This is a genomic window from Lysinibacillus phoenicis (genome assembly GCF_047238325.1).
In the GTDB taxonomy this organism is placed as follows: Bacteria; Bacillota; Bacilli; order Bacillales_A; family Planococcaceae; genus Lysinibacillus; species Lysinibacillus irui.
On the sequence record NZ_JBDFMP010000002.1, the window covers coordinates 1,658,565 to 1,680,988 of the forward strand.

Consider the following 22,424-nt stretch of genomic DNA (forward strand, 5'->3'; position numbering starts at 1 on the left):
GGATAGAGTCCTTCTATAGAAGAAGACATAAAAAAGCTCGAATGCTGTCATTCGAGCTTTCATTTCTATGATTTTTTAAGAACAGCTACCTGGCTGAGAGTTTTCTACGTATGAACCTGTTTCACCGCGAAGTACATCGCCACCTGTTGAGCGAATAATTTCATTTGTTACATTATTAGCAATTGTATTCGAAACAAGTTGCAATAAATCGTTCACATCGCCTTGTGATTCTTTAAATTGTTGCACAACTGGGATGTCATTAATTTCTTCTTCAATTTTAGCGATTTTATCTTCAATCATTTTCAATGCTTTTTCTTTTCCTAAGTGTTGGAAATTAACAGCTTGTTTTTGTAAGCTTTTTAAACTTGCAATACGTTCACGTACTTGTTGATTTTCATTAATTTGTGCCTCTGCCTTTTTAAAGAATTCAACCTCTGGCGTATTCGCAATCATATGTGCAATTTCATGTGATTTTTTAATTAAATCTTCTTTTGTATATAAGACTTGTGTCATTTACGCTTCCACCTTTTCATTTTTTACGACTTCTACAAATTCACCAGTAAGCGAATAAGAGGTAGCCTCTATTATTTTAACTTTTACTAATTGACCAATTACTTCAGCTGGCGCTTTAAAGTTAACCAGACGATTTTTTCGCGTATAGCCAGCTAAGACATCATCGCGTTTTTTACTTGTACCTTCAACTAGAACTTCGACTATCTCACCTTTTAATCGTTCCAATGCTTTGCGAGAGTATTCACCCACTACTTCATTTAAACGTTGAAGGCGCTCTTTTTTGACCTCTTCGGGTACATTGTCAATCATTTTAGCCGCTGGTGTTCCCTCACGAGGAGAATAAATATACGTAAATGCTGCCTCAAAGCCCACTTCACGATATAACGACAATGTTTCCTCGAATTGCTCCTCTGTTTCATTTGGGTAGCCAACAATAATATCTGTCGTTAAGGTAACTTCAGGTATTGCGGCTTTAATTTTGTCTACTAATCCAAGGAAATGCTCACGTGTATATTTACGAGCCATAATTTTTAGAACTTCATTAGAGCCAGATTGTACAGGTAAATGAATATGTTCCACTAAGTTCCCGCGTTTTGCAAGCACTTCGATTAAATGGTCATCGAAATCACGCGGATGACTTGTTGTAAAACGGATACGTGGGATATCGATCTTTCTTAATTCATCCATCAAATCACCGAGGCGATAATCGATATCTTCAAAATCCTTCCCGTAAGCGTTGACATTTTGCCCCAGAAGCATAATTTCTTTATAGCCTGCAGCCGCTAAATCACGAACTTCAGCAATGATTTCTTCTGGACGTCGACTACGTTCTTTACCACGTGTGTAGGGAACGATACAATACGTACAGAATTTATCGCAACCGTACATAATATTAACCCAAGCTTTAATAGAACCAAGTCGCTTTTTCGGCAGATTTTCAATGACATCGCCTTCTTTTGACCAAACCTCTACAACCATTTCCTTCGACATATAGGCTTCTTTAAGAATGTTTGGTAAACGATGAATATTGTGCGTACCAAATACCATATCGACGTGTGGATAGCTTCTTAAAATTCTGTTGACAACCGATTCCTCTTGCGACATACAGCCACAAACCCCAATCAGCATTTCTGGGTTTTTACGTTTATATTTTAGTAGGAAACCTAGTTCTCCAAATACCTTATTTTCTGCATTTTCACGAATAGCACATGTATTCAGTAAGACAACGTCAGCCTCTTCAATCGCCTCTGTTGGTGTGTAGCCAAGCTGCATAAAAATCCCGGCCATTACTTCTGTATCATGCTCATTCATTTGGCAGCCATAAGTACGAATGTAAAAAGTACGATCTTTACCCATGCCTGCAAATTCCTCGGCAATGCTGAAATCCTTATGGTATTTAACATCTTCTTTGCCACGTTTTTTAGCATCTTTTAAGGAAGGAGCTGTAAAGACCCTCTCAAAATATTTACTATAATCCTTTTCAGGCTTGTCTTCTTTTTTTGGTTGATTGACCTGTTGATTAGCTAAGCGTTGTTCCTCATTCATCGCAATCAGGTAACTCCTTTCAAACGAAATCCATGCACTTGAATTTCCATTTTACTATTATACTGAATAGTTGATACTTCCTACAAGGTTTGCGCCTCAAATGTCGGGGATTCGACTTAATTACAGCAAGTTGGAAGTATATCTATCCATTATATCTTTTAAATTTTAAGTGCTATCCTGCAGTTTAGACGTTCAATCCTGTTATTCACTTATTTAATCAATCACTTTCATGAAAGTACTTGTGATACTTTACATGTAAGTATCGATTATACAATTTCAGCTTGATCCATCGCTTGATATTTACATCTTTTTTATAAAGCAATGCATCCGTATATCGTCCTTCTTTCATTAAACGCTTTGCTTCTATTTTTAATTTTTCATTCCGCATGTATTTTAATAAAGTTTTCGGTGGAAGGAGTGACCATATATGCTTTGTCTGGACATACGTTCGTTCATGATGTATGCCAAGTAAATACTCATCCACCATATACTGCATTAAATTATAACCGCTTGCTGTCACATAGTGACTTGAAGCCCCTGCACGTAAATTCATTTCAAATAGCTTGTATACTCCGACTTTGGCATCATATTTCATATCGAAATTAGCAAAACCGCTATAGCCTATGTCCTCTAAAAAGTGCCGGATGGACTCCATTAGCTGTTCATCGTAATCAGTCATAACAGCTAAAGAAATACCTTTATTCTGTGGGGATGGATCTTCAAGCAGCTTGGTGCTGATACACATTAATTTGACTTTGTGATCTCTTCCTACAAAAACATCTAGTACACGGATAGAAGAATCATCGCCTGGAATAAATTCTTGTACTATCAAGGCATCTTGATAGCTAGAACGATAAATAGATTGAATAATATGCTGCATCTCAGCGGCATCCTGCACAAAAAAAATTTTTTTCTTTTCTGGAAAAGAACAATTCGTATAGGCCACTGGATTAGAGGGTTTAATGATAACTGGATACTGGAAAGGGAGTTTACCCGGTAGGTGCTGTTTAGTTACAATGATGGTTTGGGGATAGTTTAATTGATACTGATCACAAAGCTGATAAAATTTTTCCTTCGTTTGCACCCTCTTAAGCAAAGTTTGATCAATATAAGGTAAAATAAAATATTTTTCAAGCTGTACTTTATTTTCAATGATAAGCTCTGCGTAATAGCAGTCACAAACGATTAAAATCAATTTCTTCTGTTGATACTGCAGTGCTACTCTGATTAAAGCTTGTACAAAGTAGGCAGGCTCATCTAAGTTCTCTACATATTGAAACTCCAATATACTGCTATTTTGTGTGGCAACGCCTTGTGAGCCGCCTAATAGGAGCGTACGAATATTTCTATCCTTTACAGCAGGCTCAATAACAAGACTTTTGATACGATAGGCTTCATAAAAGGAGCGGGCTACTCCATAGGCATGCTGACCCGATTGAATAATAATAGGCAAAAAGGGTTGTTCATTTATGAATGTCAATTTGACTCGCCTCACATATTAAATTGAATTTAATCATTTGTATGCAAGCTCCATTGTACTTATGTAACACAATTAAAAGGCACTCTGAAACTTAAGTGCCTTTTACTCTCACTATAAATCTAGCCATTTTTTGACCCGTTGCTCAAAGGCGACCACCGATTGAACACCGTAACTCCTTAGCAATTCTGTATTGGCAAATGTATATTTACCTAAATCATCAGGAAAATGGGCGTCAGAGGACACTGTAAAAGCAACTCCATGGTTCAGTAGGGTTTGTAAAAAACGAGGGCCAGGACACATTTCCTTTACAGGATAACGATAATACAGCCCAGCATTAATTTCAGTAGCAGTTTGCGTTGACGTAAGCGCTTGAGCAATACGTTTATACCAAGCCTCATTAAATTCATGATTCTCCACTTGATAATTAAACACTTTAAAATTGTCAAGATGGGCAACAAAATCAAACATATTGGAAAGAATCATGTTCTCAACCGTTGTAAAAAATTCCTCGTAACTTTGTTGTAAAGCAGATTGATCCATTTGCTCAAAAAGATATTGTGTTTGAGGATTATCAAAGCCCCAGCCATCAACAAAATGGACAGAACCGATGACATAATCCCAAGGATAATCATTTAGCAAGGCCGTTAATTCTTCCTCCCCGCCGACAAAATAATCAGCCTCAATACCAAGCCTTAAAGCGATGCCCTGTTGGCGCCACTTCTCCTTTGCCTGCTGGATGGTACTAACAAAATCAGTTATATTTTCTGTCATAACACGTTCTAGCCAATATCGCTGGATTTGACCTATTTCACTATCATCCAGCTGCATAAAGCGCTCGAAATAGGCACGCGTTTCTTGAAAACGATATAAATGATCCACAATGCCTACTTCACGTAAGCCAAGCTGTTTTGCTTGTTCAAGATATAAATCTAACCACTCCTCGCTATAACAGCCACCTTGTACTCGCTTTGCTAGTCGCTGTAGTTGACCGGTCATATGTGCCTTCGAACCTTTATCTATCGCATCATGTTGATGGAAAAAATCTAATGCTTGTGATGTACGCTCTAGCCAGCGAAATGAATAAGGTCCTTCTTCTAAATGCACATGATAATCTATTGTCATCCGCTATTCCCTCCATTACATACCGTCCATTTTTCCTCATAATCCTGCCATTCTATTGGACAAGTGCTTTCACACAGAATTTCTGTACAATCTTCTAGATGACAGATTTGAAAAAATGATTTCCCATCCATCTTAGATGCATCGGCTAATAAATAACTCAATTTACTATGCTTGAGCATCTTTTTAGAAACTAGAGATTCATCTAAATCGTAATCATAAACAATGCCATCACTAATACCACCACAAGATAAGAAGGCTTTATCAAAATTCATATTATCTAGCATTTCTAATGTCATAGCACCCGCGACTGAAGATTGTTTAGGATTTGCCGTACCTCCTAGTAATATGACCTTGCCTGTCATACGTCGCTCTTCAATCGCTAAATTAAATTGAATAGCTGCCGCGATCGAGTTGGTTACAACAGTTATATCATCGACAGCTAGTAAGAAATCGGCCATATGAACTGTTGTTGTCCCTGTATCAACTGCAATGGTATCGCCATCGCAAATGCGTTTGGCAGCTATACGAGCAATTTGGCGCTTTGCTTCTTTTTGCATTTGTAGCTTGCGTAAAAAAGCAGGTTCATTTCGAACGTTGGTGTATTTAATAGCTCCACCATGAACCCTTGTTAGTAAATGCTGCTGCTCTAATTCATCAAAATCACGGCGAATTGTTTCTGGTGCCACTTGAAGGGCATCGGCAATATTTGCAACGATTATTTTTCCCTCTATATCTAATTGTTTTAAAATAAATTCAAATCTCTCAAGTTTTGCGTACGTCATAATAGGGCAATCACATCTTCTTTTGCGACATAACACGTATAGGATTTGCCCATTTCAAGCGAATACCCTTGTTGATGGAGTTGTTCCATTGTAAATGTGGTTTCTCCATCAAATGTAGTTCGAATAATATTGCCACTCATTAATGATTGCTTCGCTATCCCCGATAGACATAAATCCCCCTCTCTTTTTTCAAGATGCAGGGCTTCTGGTCGAATGGCAAATTTGGTGGATTGCTCTGCTAAAGTTTTTCCAAGCATTTTCTCTAATGACTTGCGAGTAAAGATATTGTAATGCCCTATAAAGCCAGCAATAAATTCATTAGTCGGTCTTGTATAAATCTCTGTCGGTGTACCATTTTGGGCTATGTTACCATGATTCATCACGAATATTCGGTCTGAAACAGCCATTGCCTCCTCCTGATCATGCGTGACTAAAATCATCGTCATATTGAGTTTTCGTTGAATTGTTCTTAAGTCAGCTTGCAGCTTCTTGCGAATTTGCGCATCTAACGCACTAAGCGGCTCATCTAAGAGAAGTACTTTGGGACGAACAATTAAGGCTCGTGCAAGAGCTACCCGTTGCTGTTGTCCACCAGATAATTCTTTTGGGTAGGCATGGGCTTTTTCACTTAAATGAACAAGTGATAGCATTTCTTGAACTCGTTTATCCATTTCAGCAGTAGCAACTTTTTGCATACGTAAACCAAAGGCAACATTTTCTTGCACAGTCATATTTGGAAAGAGCGCATAGGATTGAAAGACCATGCCCACTTGACGATCCTTCGGTTGCACACCAGTCATATCTTTTCCTTCAATAGAAATCTTACCTTTAGTTGCGTCTGTTAAGCCTGCGACAATTCGTAAAATAGTACTCTTCCCACAGCCACTTGGCCCTAACAATGTAATGAATTCACCCTTTTTAATTTCCATAGTAATATTTGTTAAAACGGCTGATTGCCCATATTTTTTATGAAGTCCTTCAATAACAAGATAACTCATAGATTTGTAGCACCTTTCGTTCTTTTCGTTACTATCGCAATGACAAAAGTTAATAGACCCATCAGCACGATATAAATGAAAACAATTGCACTAGCAATATGTCCACTTGTGCTAAGCTTTTTCATTAAGTAAATCTGAACTGTTTCAAAGCGAGAACCAACCACAAGATTAATCAAGACAAATTCACCAAATAAGACAGAGAAGGATAACAATGCCCCTGCAAATAAACCTGGATAAACAGTAGGCAATAAAACTTTTGTAAATGCTTGCTTTTTAGAAGCGCCAAGTAATTGGGCTGCATCAAGTAGCTGCCTAGCATCTATATTTCGTAAACTATTTCGTGTTCCTTGATAGATATAAGGGAGAATCCCAACAACATAGGCTCCTAAAACAACAAAAATCATCGGTATACCAAATTGGCTATAAACACGAATAAGCCCTACTGCTAAAATAATTCCTGGGAAAGAATAGACCATAACCACTGCCATTTGTATCCATTTTTCGTATGTAGGAAAGTATAGAACAATGACGAAAATGGCTGGCACAATGACAAGGAGTGCAATACTTACAGCGCCACTGGCTAATAGTACAGAACGTCCAAATGCCTGAATAAAATCAGTGTCTTGAAACAACGTAGAAAGCCATTTTAATGTCAATCCCTCTGGTAGTATAGTTTTGTTCCATTTTGACGCAAAGGCATAGAGCATGGTTGCTAGCACAGGTAATAGTAAATACCCCACTAACAGGAGGAAAAATAAATCGGCCAAGCCTCGCTTTTTCATTTAAGTTTCCTCCTTGTTTTTGAGATGCTCCACTCACTAATTAGCATAGCAGTGACCATTGTTACAGCGAGAATGACCGCTATCGCACTTGCTAGCTCTGGTTGAGCAAAGATATCCCCTTTTATTAATGAACCAATACGAATCGCAACGAGGTTATAATTACTGCTTGTTAGTGCATAGGCAGAAGCATACGCACCCATCGCATTGGCGAACAACACACTAAATGTTCCAACAATACCTGGTAGCATAATAGGTAGACCAATCTTCATCCAAAACTGCCAACTAGATGCGCCTAGTAAGGCAGCGGCTTCCTTCCAATGTTGCTGAATCCCATCATAAATGGGATATAACAGCATGAGTGATAACGGAAGCTGAAAGTAAATGTAGATTAATAATAAACCACCCCAACTATAAAGAGAGAAGGACGATAGTACATCGATATCCCATTTTTCAAATAATAGGGTAAATAGCCCGCTATTTCCGAGTAAAACGATAAAAGCAAATGCAAGCGGAATACCCGAAAAATTCGAAGTTAAATTTGATAAAATTAAAATTTTCTCCCTTACTGGTTCAGAAAATTTCATCATGGCATAGACCGCGAACAATGTGACAATTAGCGCAATCAAGGCAGAGATAATGGATAATGTAATACTATTTTTAAAACCTTGTAAAATATAGTCATTCGTAAAAATGGCTTCATATTGCATCAACGTAAAGCCTTCACTATTTTGAAAGCTTGTTATGAGCATATAAAATAACGGAACAAAGAAAAACAATAATAGTAAGACAAGAAAAGGCGAAAGCCAGGCAATGGATTGCCGCTTCGATATCAACACAATCACTTCTTTCTATAAATTACTTGCGGCTTAGGGGGATAATAGCCGCTCCTGTTAAAGTGGAGCGACTATTATTGTTTAAACTTCTTTTGGTGTAAACACACCTTCTAGTAGGAGTGGTACCATACCATCAGCAGGCTCAATAGCTAATAAATGACAGCATAATGGTGCAATTTGTAATTGCGAAATAATCCCTTCTTTAATACCAGCCTTTACAAAATCAGAAATGACAAACAGCGGGACATGTCGATCCTCATGGGTAGTTCCGCCATGGTTGCCATCACTTGTCATACCATGATCAGCCGTAACGATGACCTCATAGCCTTGTGCCATACACTTAGGAATAAATAAGGAAAGTAATGCATCCATTGCTAAAACTCGATTGCGATATTGTGCGGAATCTGCCGTAAATTTATGACCATCATCATCAACATTCATTGGATGGATATAAAGAAAATCAGGCTGCTTTTGATCCATTAACCATGCTGCATCAGCAAATACATGACTATCAGGATAATGATCCTCGAAATAGAACAAACCATTTTCAATAGGTAACTGTTTATCAAGCTGTAATCTATCCTCCATATGGCTAAATGGCGCTCTATTGTATAGCTCACTTACCCAATAATAAGCAGAGGCTGCAGTGGACAAACCATGTTCCTTTGCGACATGAAAGACACTTTTTTGATTCGATATACGTACGGTCATATTGCTTGTAACTCCATGAACAATGGGGGGTGTCCCTGTTAAGATCGTCTCATATAAAGGTCTTGATAAGGATGGCACCTCTGAGCAAATTTTATAGCGAGCGGCCACCTTACGTTCGACTAGATGGTGCAAGAATCCCATATGTGTACAGGCCGTATCAAAACGTAGCGCATCGATCACAATGAGTACCACTTTGTTATTTTGCATGGATTAACACCTGCTCTTGATAGTATTGAGGAATTTGCTTTGTTGTTTCTTCCCATTTCTTTTGATCTTTTACTGGTTGAGCATTCGTATACATATCTGCTGGTAATAGTAGATCCCTTACATCCTGTGGTAACTCTACCTTTTCTCGAATTGGGCGTGCATAGCCCTTTGCTAAATTCTCTTGACCAGCATCGGATAAAATGTATTCGCGAGCAAGCATGGCAGCATGTGGATTTTTTGCATACTTATTAATAATCGTTGCATAGCCAGAAGTAACAGATCCTTCAGATGGGATCACTACATCGAAACGTTCTTCATCAATTTGATGACGATACCCTAAGGCATTAAAATCCCATAAGATGGCGACATCAATTTCTCCTTTTTCTAAATTTGCTACGGATGGATCTCCTTGTAATCGACCTTGTTTTGCTAACTCAGCAAAAAAATCAATGCCAGGTTGGATATTCGATTCATCTCCCCCAAATGCCATTGACGCAGCTAAAATAGCAAACTGAGCTTGATTTGCCGTTAAGGCATCCCCAATACTAACTGTGTAATCTCCATTTTTCAGATCCTCCCAGGAAGTTGGAGGATTCTTCACATTATTTTTATCTGTTAAAAATGAAATGGTCCCCGTATAACCGACAATCCAGTGTCCTTCATCGTCCTTAGCCCAATCAGGTATTTCATCCCAGTACGAAGTTTTATATGGTAAGGTTAAGCCCTTGTCCTTAGCGATTGGACCAAAAGCGATGCCAACATCGCCAATATCTGCTGTAGCATCATCCTTCTCTGCTTCAAATTTCGCTAACTCTTCAGCACTCGACATATCCGTATCATTGTGCTTTATGCTATATTCGGCTCCAAGCTCTTCCCAAGTTTCCACCCAATTCGCCCATGTATCTGGCATACCAACGGAATTAACAGTACCCTCTTCCTTCGCTTTCTCCCTAATTTCCTCAAGCGATAAATCTTTGCTTACTTCATTTGCACTAGATGAACTGTCAGAACAAGCTGCTAACATGGAAATTGTTAATGCACCAATTAGACCTTTTTTCCACCACTTTTGAATTGCCATGTGTTGGACCTCCATTTGTTTTTGTTTATTTTTATTTGCTTACAAACGTTATGGTATAAAACAAACATTAAGCAAGTATGGAGTGCATTAAAATATTTAGTAAAAATTATTGAGAAATTATAAAAATCTTTAAATTTAAAATAGCAAAATCCATTTATAAAACCAGTTCTCCTGCTTTAATTTCCTTATAATAAATAAAACCCACACATTTTGAGGAAAATAATCAAAATGTGTGAGTTTTTTAGATAAATTTATGGTTTCGACAGCAATCAAAATATTAAGCATTGAACAGAATAGAAATGAATATAGAAATTTTTAAGTCGACTATATGTGTTAAGGAATAGTTATTGAATTATTATTTACCCTCTAATTCATTTTACCTTTTAAAAAATTGGTACCATGGAACACCTACAAAGAAAACAGCAAACAATAAAATAAGAAAATCATGGGCTTGTACCCCATTTGAAAAAAGTATTAGCACTATAACTATAAATGCCAATATTCTAAGTATACCTAATTTTTTCATGGAACCCACCATTCTTTTCTAATTTAATAAGAACAGTACGATGAAAAAACTGAAAAATTACCAAGCTTACACAAAATTGGGCGTATTGAAAAGTAAAATCACATACAATTTCAGACTATGTCAGGTAGCCGAAATAATTCCTTACTCGAATGTAACGACAGAGATGAAATATTTATTGTGTTGATTAGTTGGAGAGACCTAAGAAATCTGCATATGTATGCGGCTCATGTTCCTTTAGAATTGTTAAAAATGTAAATGCTAGCTGCACAACTGACCACCATCTCATATTGTAGGACAGCTCAAATTGAGAAGGCTCTAACGTAAAAACATCCTGAAAAATAGCGAGTGGCTCGATTTGCTCATCCTTTAGAATGGATAAAAAGCCCAGAAATAATGTATGATCCTTTACTTCAATCAATTTATCATTTACAAGAGCATCTATTTTTTCAGGCTGCTGAAAATTGCACTGTGTGGCTACATAAAGTTCTAAATCCTGTGCACGCTTTCTTTCTTCACGTTCCTTTTTCTTTGCAATAAAATCAATGACGTTATTCACGGTCATCGCCTCTTTTTTTTCTTTTATTGTAGCATTGTTTAGACAAACATTGCCTGTACTGGCCTCTGCTTTTTTTGGGGAGCTCTTAATGATTTAACAAAGGCTTAGATGGAATACACGCGGAAGCCTGGTCTTTGCGGACAAGTATGATTTACAACCCTGACGTTGGAATTGTGATTGTCACTTTTCCTCCACCCGTTATCGAACTATTAGCTAGCGTCAATGTTCCACCATGTTTTTGAATAATCGATTCTACAATGTAAAGCCCCATCCCATGATGTTTTGCAGAATTCCTACTTGGATCCCCTCGATAAAATTGCTTGGTTGCTTCTTTTAAATCTTTCGATGAAAAACCTGGACCACTATCTGTCACAGTAAAATGAACAAAGTTTAATTCTCCAGCAACCGATAAAGTGACTTTGCTATTATTGGGTGTATGTTCAACAGCATTAACAATCACATTTAAAAGAGCCCGATAAAAGAGTTCCTCCTCTATCATCAAAACAGCAGGCAATTTATCTTTCACTACATCTACTTCGAGTCTTTTTTCCAAAGCAAGAGCCTTCATTTGTTGTTCTATCTTATGAACAAAGGAATCTAATTCTACATTTGTTTTTGCATTCACAACATGTTGTTCCATCTTCGATATGTCCATTAATTGCTTTGTGAATTTTTCTATTTCAATGGTATTTTTTAATATATAACGATTATATTCTTTTTGTATATCATCTTGAACAGTATCTTGTAAAAGCTCCGCATTTCCCCGAATAATGGTAAGAGGTGTTTTCAAATCATGGGCAAGTGCAGAAATTTGTTCTCTTCGCGACCTCTCTGCCTCCCATTGTTGTGTTAATGAACGATTTAATGCTTCCTTCATTTGCTCAAAAGAGAGTGCAATATCATCTATTTCTCTAATACCAGAAGGTTTTAAATGAAAATCCAAATTTTGATTTTGGATTTTTTCAATGGCCACTTGTAAGCCCGACATTTTCCGTTTAAGCCTTCTGCCGAAATGAACTGCAAGCACTGTTGCCTGCAAAATTACTCCTAAAATAAATAACAGTAACACTGTTAGTTGAGGGTTGGGTAAGTACTTTCTTATAATAGTGGAGCGATACTCGGGAACTAAACTATAGCGTAGAATACACACTTCCTGTTCTCGTTCAATAAATGTATAAAACCTAGAGCTACTCTGCCTCTCCCCCTTTTGCTGCAAATGAAAAGCATGGAGAGCCTCTTTTTCTGTTAAATTGCCAGAAAGATATTTCCCTTGATTGGATATAACAGCGTAGTCTACAAGATCAGGAATCATATTGTCTGTAACTAAACTGCTTGAAGCAATATGATCTTTCACCTTAGTAATCTGAGTTTCTGCATAATTTGCTGGCAAAATGATATTAGCCGAAAAGGCAAACATAAATAGACCCATTAGCAGTGCAACTAATAAAATAATCCCTATGCAAAGAAATAATAAATACCTAAGGAAAAATGTATGAAGACGTGTTCCTTTCCTCGGTTTTATTGACTCCATTTATATCCAATCCCCCAAACCGTGTTAATGACATCTATGTCAAAAGTATGTAGCTTTGAGCGGATATTTTTAATATGTTCTGTTATCGCCGTACTATCACTTTTGCCATCAAATCCAAAAATCGTTTCGTATATTTGTTCTTTTGAAAAAACTTGTCCCCGATTACGTGCTAAAAATTCACATATCTCATACTCACTTTTAGTTAGCATGACTCGCTCATTATGAACAAAAAGCTCTTTACCTGAAAGATTAAAATGCACATTATCGATATAAAGAATGCTCCGTTTCTCTCTTCTTTCACGTCGAATATGGGCATTGACCCTTGCACGTAGCTCCCCAATGCCAAAGGGTTTGGTTAAATAATCATCTGCACCTAATCCAAGACCATACATAACATCTTCCTCTAACGATTTAGCAGTAAGAAAAAGAATCGGACAATCCACTGCATGGCGAATTTGTCCGCATAGTGTAAAGCCATCAATAGCAGGCATCATCACATCGAGCAAAATTAAATCGAAGATACCTAGATCTAGCTTAGCAACTTCTGTTGGTTCGGATACAATTGTTACTAAATGATCATCTGTTCGAAGTGAATTTTTAATCAACATTAAAATATCTTCCTCATCATCAACTACTAATATATTCGCCATAACTAACCCTCAAATCCATTCCTAATGTTCTGATGCTCTGCCTTCCCATTTCCAAAACCATAGACACGACAGTATAAAGGTCACTAATATGCCTCCTATACAAGCTATGATACCATGACGCAAGCTAGCCTCGAGCAATGCTATATCCATTCCTACAGACTTTATGATCCATAAGGAAATGAAGTGCCCGCTCCATCCATAAGGTAAAAATGGCCAAATACTATCTCCTAAGCCTGTAAGCAGTAAAGCAACCAAAAGAGCTTCTACTATACCAAGTCCAATTGAAGCTCCTTTTCCAAATTGGAGACTAACAAATAAATGTAATATATATAAAATGACATGACTGCCGAACAGAATACATGCAGCCATACTATAAAATGAAAAATCAAAATGTACTTCATGTAATAGTTCTATAAAGCCTATACTAAAAATTGCTATAGAAAGAAAAATAGCTCCAAGGCTAAAGAGCAATAACAGTAACAGTTTAGCCATGTATGTCATGATTTTTCTGTTCGTTGTAGCCAGCATTACCTGAAAATGACCTGCGTTTGCCTCCTGTTCAGATGCCATAGCACACACCAATCCTATAATAATAGGTAAACCACACGCTAATCCCTGAAAATATGCTGTTACCTTTCCTTGAAAATCCCATGGTGAATAAGTGTAGTAGGCTAAAAAGATCCCTGAAATAATGAGGGGGACCAGTAGATGTGTGAGTAAAAAAGGTGTTCTTTTTGTTTTAAGACATTCTGCTCTTAATAATCGTAACATGACCATCAGCTATTTCGCCTCCCTATTTTGAAACCACTTTGCAGTCAGGAAGCTAATCATTATAAATAAAGCTAATGCAATTAGTAAGCCTGGAAGTATAACACTATTATTGAATAATGGGCTTCCTTCTGGAACTGGCAAACCATTTGGTAATATGCCAAGTGTTGAACATAATAAACGTGCTCCAATTGCAAATGGATAAGAATACCACAAATCCCCGTCTGCAAAAGCAACAATCCCAATGATATTAGCTACTAAATTTATCAAAATAGCTAAATAGGTGCCTAATTTAGCTGCTAAGAAAAGACATAAGGGAATTTGCCACAAAAACGTAAGAAAAATGATGAGAGCACTCAGTAAACTACTTGTTAGAGGTAAACTATGATTGAAAAGCAAACCTCCTGCTGTGATTCCTATAAAGAAAATAATCGTAATTAGTAGTAACCATAAACTTGTTGCAAGTATTTTTCCAAGCCAGATTTTTTTCAGGTTAAGTGGTAATGCAAGTAAACTATGATATTTCATTTTTTTATCTTTTTCCACCACTAAAGCACAGCAGATCGTCAAAGCTCCTGGCAAAAGCATGGAGTACCACCAGTTATAAGCACCTGTTTGAAAGAAAGTCCCACCCATAAGTACAGCACTTAAAAGTAATGTCATAATGGGCGTAAGCCAAAGTAATTTTGGGATAAAAGATCGCTTCCATTTTAATTGTTCTGCTTTTATAATTGCTATCATGTTAATGGCCTGCCTTTCTATTAGCAGACACAACCTGCATAAATAAAGATTCTAATTCCTGTCCCTGTGGTGCCATTCCCTGATAGCCCAATTTGCCATCAGCAATAATGCCAATGTCATCAACGACTTGTTCCACCTCAGACAGTATATGACTAGATAATATAACTGTGATGCCCTGGGCAGGAAATGAGCGAATAAGCTTCCGTAGATCTTGAATTCCAATTGGATCTAGCCCATTCGTCGGTTCATCTAAAATTAATAGCTTTGGTTTGTTTAACAGCGCAATGGCTATTCCCAATCTTTGTTTCATACCTAAGGAAAACTGGCCAGCCCGTTTCTTTCCCGTATTTGTTAAATCTACAATTTCTAATACTTCTTCAATACGACTTTGCGGTAGACCTAACGCTACCGTTCGAACTTTTAAATTTTCTTTTGCTGTTAAATTTTCATATAGAGGGGGGGTTTCAATTAAGACACCGATGTCTTGTAAATCATTTCGTGTCCATGGACGCCCATTAAAAATGATTTCCCCTGCATTAGGCTGTAGCATGCCAGTAATCATCTTTAATGTTGTTGACTTCCCTGCTCCGTTAGGTCCGAGCAAACCATAAACGGTATTTCGTTGGATTTCTAAAGATAAATTGTCCACAATTGTTTGACCTTTAAAAGCTTTATAAAGATTTTCCGTTTTCAAAATCAATTCTTTCATAAGTAGTCATCATCCTTTCGATGACCTTAGTATAAAAAATAAATATAAGGATTTTATAAGGATTCCAAATTCAGTTTTATAAATAGCGAAACAAAAAAGCATTTGGAAATGACATCATTCCAAATGCTTTGCCTGTTTATTTTACATAAACTCTTTTACTAATTCATTAAAATCATTTTCACTCATTTTGATATCGATATCTGTTAATGGTAACTCAGAGTAGCCAGGTACTTTTTGCTGATACGATGTTGTTTCTGTATCATGATAAATAATACCTGTTACTAAGCCCTCATGTTCCATTACTGTACGCATCGCCATTCCACGATCTGAGTGATCATAGCCTTCCACATCTGCTAGTTTTGTTAAGTTTTCTTTAAACCAATCATATGTGTTCACTTTGTTGTACGTTACACAAGGTGAGAAGACATTGATAAATGAGAAGCCTTTATGGTTAATACCAGCTTCAATTAAAGCTGTTAATTCTTTAATATCTGTAGAGAAACCTTGTGCCACAAATGTAGCACCACTTGTTAATGCTACCTCTAACGGTTTTAATGATGGCTCAATCGCTCCACCTGGTGTAGATTTCGTAATAAATCCGGCAGCAGAACGTGGAGATGTTTGACCTTTTGTTAAGCCATAGATTTGGTTATCCATTACAATATAAGTAATATCGATATTACGGCGGATCGCATGAATTGTATGCCCCATACCGATAGCAAATCCATCACCATCACCACCTGAAGCGATGACATGTAAATCACGATTGGCCATTTTTAATCCTTGTGCAATTGGAAGTGCACGGCCATGGATACCATGGAATCCATAAGAATTAATATAGCCTGAGATACGACCTGAACAACCAATTCCAGAAATGACAGCCAGTTCATTTGGTTCAATGCCGACATTTGCAGCAGCACGTTGAATAGCTGCTTGTACGGAGAAGTCTCCACAACCTGGGCACCAATTTGGCTTCACTGTATTACGAAAATCCTTAAATGTTGCCATTAGCGAGTCAACTCCTTCACACGATTTTCTAATTCACCTGGCAAGAATGGTGTACCATTGTATTTAGTAATTGTTGCAATCTTCTCATGACCACCAATATTCATCTTCATAATATTAGCTAATTGACCAGTATAGTTATTTTCGACAACAATCACTTTTTTCGCTTTTGCTACAAGAGGAGCCATTTCCGCAGATGGGAATGGGTGAATTAAGCGAATATGTGCATGATTTACCTTCATTCCTTGCGCATTTAATCGTTCTTGCACTTCTTCAATAGCACCCCTTGTTGAGTTAAAGCCTACTAATAAAATCTCAGCTTCCTCATGTGGCGCATTGACATATACTGGGTTATCAAATTTTAATTTAGCTAACTTACGGAAACGTTTATCCATTTGCGTTTGGCGATTACCCGTTGCTTCAGATGGCTTACCTGTTTCATCATGTTCAACACCCGTAACGTGGTGAATACCATGTAATTTACCTGGTAATACACGAGGTGAAATGCCATCTTCTGTATCTTCATAGCGTTTGAAGTAGGCTTTGTCTGCCGCTTCTTCCAATTCGTCTGTAACTATTTTCCCTCGACGAATTTCGATTTTATTGTAATCGAACGGTTCTACAGATTGTTTCCCTAGTGACAATTGTAAATCAGTCATTAAGATGACTGGTAATTGTAGTTCCTCTGCAATATTAAATGCTTGGATTGTATCAAAGAATGCTTCCTCCATAGTAGAAGGTGCGATGACTACTTTAGGAATTTCACCATGTGTTCCGTAAAGCATAGCCATTAGGTCTGATTGCTCTTGCTTAGTTGGTAATCCCGTTGAAGGACCTCCACGTTGTGTATCGACTACTACTAATGGTTGCTCTGTCATACCTGAAAGACCTATTGCTTCCATCATTAATGAAAGACCAGGACCTGCAGAAGCAGTAAAGGAACGTACACCACCAAAGTTAGCACCAATAGCCATCGTAGCTGCAGCAATCTCATCTTCCGTTTGGATGACTGTCCCGCCGAATTTCGGTAATTTTTTAATCAAGTATTCCATAATTTCAGAAGCTGGCGTAATTGGATATGCAGCCATAAAGCGTGTCCCAGCAGCTAATGCACCAAGCGCCACAGCGTCGTTCCCAATCATAAACATACGACGTTTACCATCTGCAGGTGCAAGCTCCCATTCACCTACACGATCACCTAAAAGCTCATTCATAATTTGGCGACCACGTGTAATGGCTTCCATATTTTTTTGAACGACCTCTTCGCCCTTCTTACCAAAAATATCATCAACAACATTTTGGAACACGGCATCCTCTAAATTTAGTAATGACGCGGTAGATCCTATTGCCACCATATTTTTCATTAACGAAGTACCAAGTTCTGCTGCGATTTCAGTGAATGGTACAGCAAATAAAGGTGCCTTTGAATCTTCTGGTTTAACAGGATCAAATTTCGCATCTGCTAAAATAACACCGTTCTCTGTAAGCTCTTTATAATTGACATCGATTGTTTCTTGATCGAATGCCACTAAAATATCTAAATCATCCGCAATTGCACGTACTTCTGTTGGACGAACTGTAATTTTATTATTCGTATGGCCACCTTTAATTCGAGAAGAGAAGTGACGATAACCGTATAGGAAATAACCTAGACGATTCATTGCCATTGAGAAAATCTCACCTGTACTCTCAATCCCTTCACCCTGTTGCCCACCGACTTTCCATGAAAGCTGATGTAACATGTCAACAACTCCTTAAATCCAATGTGTACTATTATTTTTCCTTCATAAGTTTAACACGAAGAAACCGTCTGCACTATTGTTTCTCAACGATTTAGGCGAAAATCAGACCTTTGACTGAAAATCCTGTTCATAAAGTTGTAATTTTCAAATCTAAGCAAAATCAAGCCTCTTTTTCAAGTGACATGTATCATATGTAGAACATGAAAAAATGCCTCGCCACATTATTATGTGACAAGGCATTTTACTTCATTACAATTTTATCGAATACGTTTTTCCACTAGCAGCTTCAAGGCTGTACGTTCTTCACCAGCAATTAAAATATCGGCAAACGCCGGCGCGCAAATCAAATCTGTGCCACTTGGCGCTACAAATCCGCGTGCAATGGCCACTGCTTTCACGGCTTGGTTAAGTGCACCTGCCCCAACTGCTTGCATTTCTGCTTGCCCTTTTTCTCTGATTACCGCGACTAATGCACCTGCAACTGAATTTGGATTAGAGCGTGATGATACTTTTAATGAATCCACAATTATTCCTCCCCGTTTCGCGAATAGTGTTTACGCTCAACAACTCATGTCCCCCTTTTTTGGACCTCAAGTTATTGTCCGTAGCACATTTTATGCTCCGCAAGAAGGAAATAGACTAAGAATCCTGTATCCCACTAAAAGAGTTGTAAACCAACAAACTTCGACTTATTTTATCCTTGAAACGGATAATCTTCATTTATATAAATACGTTCACATGCAGTAGCTTTCCCTGTTCGATCATCAATATCTACAAAGAATCCACTTAATACCTCTCGCCCTTTCTTTGGCACTTCAAAACGTGAAGGCATATTAGTTTGGAATTTATAGATGACGCTCTCCTTTGTCATGCCTAAAATTTCATCATAAGGACCTGTCATACCAACATCCGTAATATAGGCTGTACCGTTCGGGTAAATTCTTGCATCTGCTGTCTGTACATGAGTATGTGTCCCAACAACCGCTGAAGCCTTTCCATCTAAGTGCCAGCCAAGGGCGATCTTTTCACTCGTCGCCTCCGCATGAAAATCTACAAAAACAAGTGGTGATGTTTGACGTGCTTCCTCAATCAATTGTTCCGCCATTGCAAATGGGTCTTCATGAGGAGGCAAAAATACACGACCATGTAAATTAATGACAGATAATGTCACGCCATTTTTCGAAATTTGCACCATTCCTTTACCAGGTGCCTCATTTGAAAAATTGGCTGGTCGAATTAAATAGTCTGCATCATCAATAAAATCAAATATATCTTTATTATCCCATGTATGATTGCCCATTGTAATGACATCTACACCTATCTGTAATAGGCTATTATAAATATTACGCGTAATCCCACGTCCTGCCGCAGCATTTTCACCATTTGCGATTACAACATCTGGATTATATTTCTTTTTTAAGCGAGGTAAATATTTCTCCACCGCATCTCGCCCAATTGATCCAACAATATCGCCAATAAATAAAACTTTCATTTTTTAACCACTCTTTCTTTCATTCCGTCTCTATAGGATTTTAGAGACATTCATTCGCACCTATCATACCATCATTCATTGTAACGCGAGGACAATGATTACGCAAAATAAAATATCGGATCTTACAATGCTATATAACTTTAGGCTTTTTTACATTCAAATAGATCAGTGTTGAAGATAGGCTAAACCAATTCATTTTCATTAGTTTTAAAAAAACAAACTGTTTCATATTGCGATTAATTAACTTAACTTTTAGTATGTCTGGATAAGCCTTTAAAAAGGATTGCATCTCATACTTCATTTGTTGTTTCGTTGCGCTTTGATGAAGAATAACTAGTAACCCCTCAAACTGGTAATTCAAAAAGCTATTTTTCACTTCCGCATAAACCTCTGCACGCAGTAATTCCATTAAGAGCTTTTTATACAAGACATCATAATTATTCCGTAAATTAACCATTGCTTTCTTAGTTAAAGAGCTTTCGTTGTTCACATTATAATAATAAAGTTGTCTTGGTACATAGCAGATAGACTGGTTTTTTAGGACGGCTCTCGTTAAAAAAACAGTATCTTCAGCGAAACTCATCGCTTCATCAAAACGAAGCCTATGCATATCTAAAAAAGATTTTTCATACAATTTGCAGCTTGCAAAACCAAAATGGCTTTCCCCTATTTCTGTAAATAATTTATTTAAACACTCTATTGCACTAAAAGTACAATAGGTGTTGGATGTATAGTGTAATTGCCTACTTCCTTCCGCTTCCTGCCAGTATAAATCGCATTTTGCAATGTTGGAGCCTGTTAGCCTACATGCTTGATACAATTCCTCCAGCATGGTTACCTCTAGCCAATCATCTGCATCCACAAAGGTGATAAATTGTCCTTTCGCATGGTCAATCCCTACATTTCTCGCCTTACTTACACCACTATTTTCCAAATCCAAAACGGTAATACGCTTATCAAGATCAGCGAAATTTTGCAAAATAGATAATGATTGGTCCTGACTGCCATCATTAATCATAATAATTTCAATATCTCTTAATGTTTGATGGCATATGCTCGTTAGACATTTCTCCAAGTATTTCTCAGCATTGTAGACAGGCACAATGACACTCACTAAGATTTTGGACGCCATAACTTCGCGCCTCCTTTACGGAAAAACTCTATCCACTCTTTTCTTTGTTCCTTCTTTAAAGCAACCCAAAAAAGACTGCCTGCTACCAGAACTGTATAATAGAAAATATAAAGCAAAATAGAAAGCCAACTAATTGGAGGTTTTGTTAATTCCCATAATAACTTACCTATACAAATGGCCAAGCTAAAAGCGATAACTAGTCTACCAACCTTTCTCCAAAATCCGAATATATCTAATCCAATTTTTTTATGGTAATAGATGTTCATGATTACTACATTCCCTATGAATAATGAACAAGCCGTAATCATTGCTGTACCGATTTTTCCATAAAAATAGATAGCTGGTATTGATATAACAACATTGGCGACTGCAACGCTAATTAGTAAAACAGTTCTAAATTTAAAAAGGTTTTTGGCTTTTAATACATTAAGCCCCAAGTTTTGAATGAGATCAATACTAAAAGGCACCATAATAATGAGAACGATCGCATATATGTCGATAAAATCTTTCCCTAACCACAGTAATAAAAATTCTTGACCAAAAAGAAAAAAGCCACCCAATATATAACCAACGACTAAACATTGTATCGCTCCAACTTTAATGAAGAGTTGATTAATCTCTTCTAATCCATTTTCCTTTGTCACAAGCATCGAAATACGAGGTAAAAATAATCCACTAATGGCTAAAGCAAGTGACATAAATATCAAAACAATTTGAACCGCCACTGCATAAATGGCAACATCCGCAGTTCCCTTCAATATTCCTAATAGAACTTGATCAGTTTGCCAATAAATTTTATCCACAATGACTGTTATAAAAATAAAAAATGAATAGACGAAAATTTCTTTTATTAGTGCTGTATTTTTTATGGTAAAAGTAAATTGGATGGAAAGCACCTTCGTACAATAAATAGCATCTAACGCTAAAAAAAGAATGTTATAAATAGCGATAATAGCTATTAATGTCACCGAATTTGTCCCCTGTAACAAAAAAAACAACATTGTCAGAGGCTGTATAATCACCTGTAATAATGTTGTCAATTTAATAAAAATAAATTTTTCATATGCTTGTAGAATGGAAGTAAAGACGCCTAAGGGAAACTGCATCGCCAAACTAATGGTCATTATATAGCCCATGATCTTGGCCTTTTCTAATTGTTCCTTTGATAAACTTTGACCAAAAATATGATCCACGTGTGAAAATAGAAAAAATCCTATCAATAATGAAAGACAGCCAATACCAATAAATAATCTTAGAAAAAATCCATTTAAAGATGCTTCTAACGTTTTATCCGCTGCGGCTCTATTTCTAGCAATATAGCGTATAATGGCATTGCCTAACCCTAAATCTAAAATAGATAAATACCCTACAATTACTATCATTAAGGAATATAAACCGTATTCTTTCTGACCAAGGAGCGCGATCAAAATAGGTGTGAAAATAAGAGAAGAAATCATTGTACAACCTATTGTCAAATACGAAAGAATGGCTCCAATCTTAATTTCTTTCATGAGCACACCT

22 protein-coding genes are annotated in these 22,424 nt (G+C 37.2%); all 22 read right to left on the reverse strand.

Annotated features, from left to right (window positions below):
- Positions 1–75: 75 nt before the first annotated feature.
- Complete coding sequence (locus ABC382_RS09985) at positions 76–513, reverse strand: YlbF/YmcA family competence regulator (RefSeq protein ID WP_274796071.1); 438 nt, start codon at positions 511–513, stop codon at positions 76–78.
- Entirely contained in the window at positions 514–2,058 is a 1,545-nt protein-coding gene (gene miaB, locus ABC382_RS09990; protein ID WP_407133107.1) for a tRNA (N6-isopentenyl adenosine(37)-C2)-methylthiotransferase MiaB, read from the reverse strand.
- Between the two features lie 217 nt (positions 2,059–2,275).
- Positions 2,276–3,538 (reverse strand): carboxylate--amine ligase, encoded by a 1,263-nt coding sequence (locus ABC382_RS09995; protein WP_412926787.1) that lies wholly within the window; start codon positions 3,536–3,538, stop codon positions 2,276–2,278.
- Between the two features lie 111 nt (positions 3,539–3,649).
- Positions 3,650–4,660, reverse strand: a complete 1,011-nt coding sequence (locus ABC382_RS10000) for a histidinol phosphate phosphatase domain-containing protein (RefSeq protein WP_322605934.1) — start codon at positions 4,658–4,660, stop codon at positions 3,650–3,652.
- Positions 4,657–5,442 carry a DeoR/GlpR family DNA-binding transcription regulator gene (locus ABC382_RS10005; protein ID WP_312505261.1) on the reverse strand — a complete coding sequence of 262 codons (786 nt, stop codon included), beginning with the start codon at positions 5,440–5,442 and terminating at the stop codon, positions 4,657–4,659. Before ABC382_RS10005 ends, ABC382_RS10000 begins: the two co-directional genes overlap by 4 nt.
- A complete protein-coding gene (locus tag ABC382_RS10010) occupies positions 5,439–6,440 on the reverse strand; it encodes an ABC transporter ATP-binding protein (RefSeq protein ID WP_341385746.1) in 1,002 nt (333 codons plus the stop codon). The genes ABC382_RS10005 and ABC382_RS10010 overlap by 4 nt, the downstream gene beginning before the upstream one ends.
- Positions 6,437–7,222 (reverse strand): ABC transporter permease, encoded by a 786-nt coding sequence (locus ABC382_RS10015; RefSeq protein WP_274796065.1) that lies wholly within the window; start codon positions 7,220–7,222, stop codon positions 6,437–6,439. Before ABC382_RS10015 ends, ABC382_RS10010 begins: the two co-directional genes overlap by 4 nt.
- Positions 7,219–8,064 carry an ABC transporter permease gene (locus ABC382_RS10020; protein WP_274796064.1) on the reverse strand — a complete coding sequence of 282 codons (846 nt, stop codon included), beginning with the start codon at positions 8,062–8,064 and terminating at the stop codon, positions 7,219–7,221. The genes ABC382_RS10015 and ABC382_RS10020 overlap by 4 nt, the downstream gene beginning before the upstream one ends.
- 72 nt (positions 8,065–8,136) lie before the next feature.
- Complete coding sequence (locus ABC382_RS10025) at positions 8,137–8,973, reverse strand: alkaline phosphatase family protein (RefSeq protein WP_312505259.1); 837 nt, start codon at positions 8,971–8,973, stop codon at positions 8,137–8,139.
- Positions 8,963–10,051 carry an ABC transporter substrate-binding protein gene (locus tag ABC382_RS10030; protein WP_412926788.1) on the reverse strand — a complete coding sequence of 363 codons (1,089 nt, stop codon included), beginning with the start codon at positions 10,049–10,051 and terminating at the stop codon, positions 8,963–8,965. Before ABC382_RS10030 ends, ABC382_RS10025 begins: the two co-directional genes overlap by 11 nt.
- A gap of 710 nt (positions 10,052–10,761) precedes the next feature.
- Positions 10,762–11,139, reverse strand: a complete 378-nt coding sequence (locus ABC382_RS10035) for a 2-oxoglutarate ferredoxin oxidoreductase subunit beta (protein ID WP_412926789.1) — start codon at positions 11,137–11,139, stop codon at positions 10,762–10,764.
- Positions 11,140–11,284: 145 nt separating this feature from the next.
- A complete protein-coding gene (locus tag ABC382_RS10040; RefSeq protein ID WP_412926790.1) occupies positions 11,285–12,664 on the reverse strand; it encodes a sensor histidine kinase in 1,380 nt (459 codons plus the stop codon).
- On the reverse strand, positions 12,652–13,314 hold the full coding sequence (locus tag ABC382_RS10045; protein ID WP_274796059.1) for a response regulator transcription factor: 663 nt from the start codon (positions 13,312–13,314) through the stop codon (positions 12,652–12,654). Before ABC382_RS10045 ends, ABC382_RS10040 begins: the two co-directional genes overlap by 13 nt.
- A gap of 21 nt (positions 13,315–13,335) precedes the next feature.
- Positions 13,336–14,091 (reverse strand): lantibiotic immunity ABC transporter MutG family permease subunit, encoded by a 756-nt coding sequence (locus ABC382_RS10050; protein ID WP_412926791.1) that lies wholly within the window; start codon positions 14,089–14,091, stop codon positions 13,336–13,338.
- Between the two features lie 3 nt (positions 14,092–14,094).
- On the reverse strand, positions 14,095–14,823 hold the full coding sequence (locus ABC382_RS10055; protein WP_412926792.1) for a lantibiotic immunity ABC transporter MutE/EpiE family permease subunit: 729 nt from the start codon (positions 14,821–14,823) through the stop codon (positions 14,095–14,097).
- Between the two features lies 1 nt (position 14,824).
- Positions 14,825–15,532, reverse strand: a complete 708-nt coding sequence (locus ABC382_RS10060; protein ID WP_312505250.1) for a lantibiotic protection ABC transporter ATP-binding protein — start codon at positions 15,530–15,532, stop codon at positions 14,825–14,827.
- 141 nt (positions 15,533–15,673) lie between these two features.
- A complete protein-coding gene (locus ABC382_RS10065; RefSeq protein ID WP_274796055.1) occupies positions 15,674–16,540 on the reverse strand; it encodes a 2-oxoacid:ferredoxin oxidoreductase subunit beta in 867 nt (288 codons plus the stop codon).
- Positions 16,540–18,279, reverse strand: coding sequence for a 2-oxoacid:acceptor oxidoreductase subunit alpha (locus ABC382_RS10070; protein WP_274796054.1), 1,740 nt, complete (start codon positions 18,277–18,279; stop codon positions 16,540–16,542). Before ABC382_RS10070 ends, ABC382_RS10065 begins: the two co-directional genes overlap by 1 nt.
- Before the next feature lie 257 nt (positions 18,280–18,536).
- Positions 18,537–18,803: a stage V sporulation protein S gene (locus ABC382_RS10075; RefSeq protein ID WP_004224903.1), complete on the reverse strand. Its 267-nt coding sequence runs from the start codon at positions 18,801–18,803 to the stop codon at positions 18,537–18,539.
- A gap of 170 nt (positions 18,804–18,973) precedes the next feature.
- Entirely contained in the window at positions 18,974–19,771 is a 798-nt protein-coding gene (locus tag ABC382_RS10080; protein WP_322605944.1) for a TIGR00282 family metallophosphoesterase, read from the reverse strand.
- A gap of 130 nt (positions 19,772–19,901) precedes the next feature.
- The gene (locus ABC382_RS10085) at positions 19,902–20,903 is read right to left on the reverse strand and encodes a glycosyltransferase family 2 protein (RefSeq protein WP_412926793.1); all 1,002 of its coding nucleotides are present in this window, start codon (positions 20,901–20,903) and stop codon (positions 19,902–19,904) included.
- Positions 20,885–22,414, reverse strand: a complete 1,530-nt coding sequence (locus tag ABC382_RS10090; RefSeq protein ID WP_412926794.1) for an oligosaccharide flippase family protein — start codon at positions 22,412–22,414, stop codon at positions 20,885–20,887. Before ABC382_RS10090 ends, ABC382_RS10085 begins: the two co-directional genes overlap by 19 nt.
- Between the last annotated feature and the right edge of the window lie 10 nt (positions 22,415–22,424).

What these genes read in the sequence shown, in the direction of transcription:
- ABC382_RS09985 (WP_274796071.1), bottom strand. Translation starts at nt 513, where the DNA reads ATGACACAAGTCTTATATACAAAAGAAGATTTAATTAAAAAATCACAT.
- miaB (WP_407133107.1), bottom strand. Translation starts at nt 2,058, where the DNA reads ATGAATGAGGAACAACGCTTAGCTAATCAACAGGTCAATCAACCAAAA.
- ABC382_RS10000 (WP_322605934.1), bottom strand. Translation starts at nt 4,660, where the DNA reads ATGACAATAGATTATCATGTGCATTTAGAAGAAGGACCTTATTCATTT.
- ABC382_RS10005 (WP_312505261.1), bottom strand. Translation starts at nt 5,442, where the DNA reads ATGACGTACGCAAAACTTGAGAGATTTGAATTTATTTTAAAACAATTA.
- ABC382_RS10010 (WP_341385746.1), bottom strand. Translation starts at nt 6,440, where the DNA reads ATGAGTTATCTTGTTATTGAAGGACTTCATAAAAAATATGGGCAATCA.
- ABC382_RS10015 (WP_274796065.1), bottom strand. Translation starts at nt 7,222, where the DNA reads ATGAAAAAGCGAGGCTTGGCCGATTTATTTTTCCTCCTGTTAGTGGGG.
- ABC382_RS10025 (WP_312505259.1), bottom strand. Translation starts at nt 8,973, where the DNA reads ATGCAAAATAACAAAGTGGTACTCATTGTGATCGATGCGCTACGTTTT.
- ABC382_RS10030 (WP_412926788.1), bottom strand. Translation starts at nt 10,051, where the DNA reads ATGGCAATTCAAAAGTGGTGGAAAAAAGGTCTAATTGGTGCATTAACA.
- ABC382_RS10035 (WP_412926789.1), bottom strand. Translation starts at nt 11,139, where the DNA reads ATGACCGTGAATAACGTCATTGATTTTATTGCAAAGAAAAAGGAACGT.
- ABC382_RS10040 (WP_412926790.1), bottom strand. Translation starts at nt 12,664, where the DNA reads ATGGAGTCAATAAAACCGAGGAAAGGAACACGTCTTCATACATTTTTC.
- ABC382_RS10045 (WP_274796059.1), bottom strand. Translation starts at nt 13,314, where the DNA reads ATGGCGAATATATTAGTAGTTGATGATGAGGAAGATATTTTAATGTTG.
- ABC382_RS10050 (WP_412926791.1), bottom strand. Translation starts at nt 14,091, where the DNA reads ATGGTCATGTTACGATTATTAAGAGCAGAATGTCTTAAAACAAAAAGA.
- ABC382_RS10055 (WP_412926792.1), bottom strand. Translation starts at nt 14,823, where the DNA reads ATGATAGCAATTATAAAAGCAGAACAATTAAAATGGAAGCGATCTTTT.
- ABC382_RS10060 (WP_312505250.1), bottom strand. Translation starts at nt 15,532, where the DNA reads ATGAAAGAATTGATTTTGAAAACGGAAAATCTTTATAAAGCTTTTAAA.
- ABC382_RS10065 (WP_274796055.1), bottom strand. Translation starts at nt 16,540, where the DNA reads ATGGCAACATTTAAGGATTTTCGTAATACAGTGAAGCCAAATTGGTGC.
- ABC382_RS10070 (WP_274796054.1), bottom strand. Translation starts at nt 18,279, where the DNA reads ATGTTACATCAGCTTTCATGGAAAGTCGGTGGGCAACAGGGTGAAGGG.
- ABC382_RS10080 (WP_322605944.1), bottom strand. Translation starts at nt 19,771, where the DNA reads ATGAAAGTTTTATTTATTGGCGATATTGTTGGATCAATTGGGCGAGAT.
- ABC382_RS10085 (WP_412926793.1), bottom strand. Translation starts at nt 20,903, where the DNA reads ATGGCGTCCAAAATCTTAGTGAGTGTCATTGTGCCTGTCTACAATGCT.
- ABC382_RS10090 (WP_412926794.1), bottom strand. Translation starts at nt 22,414, where the DNA reads ATGAAAGAAATTAAGATTGGAGCCATTCTTTCGTATTTGACAATAGGT.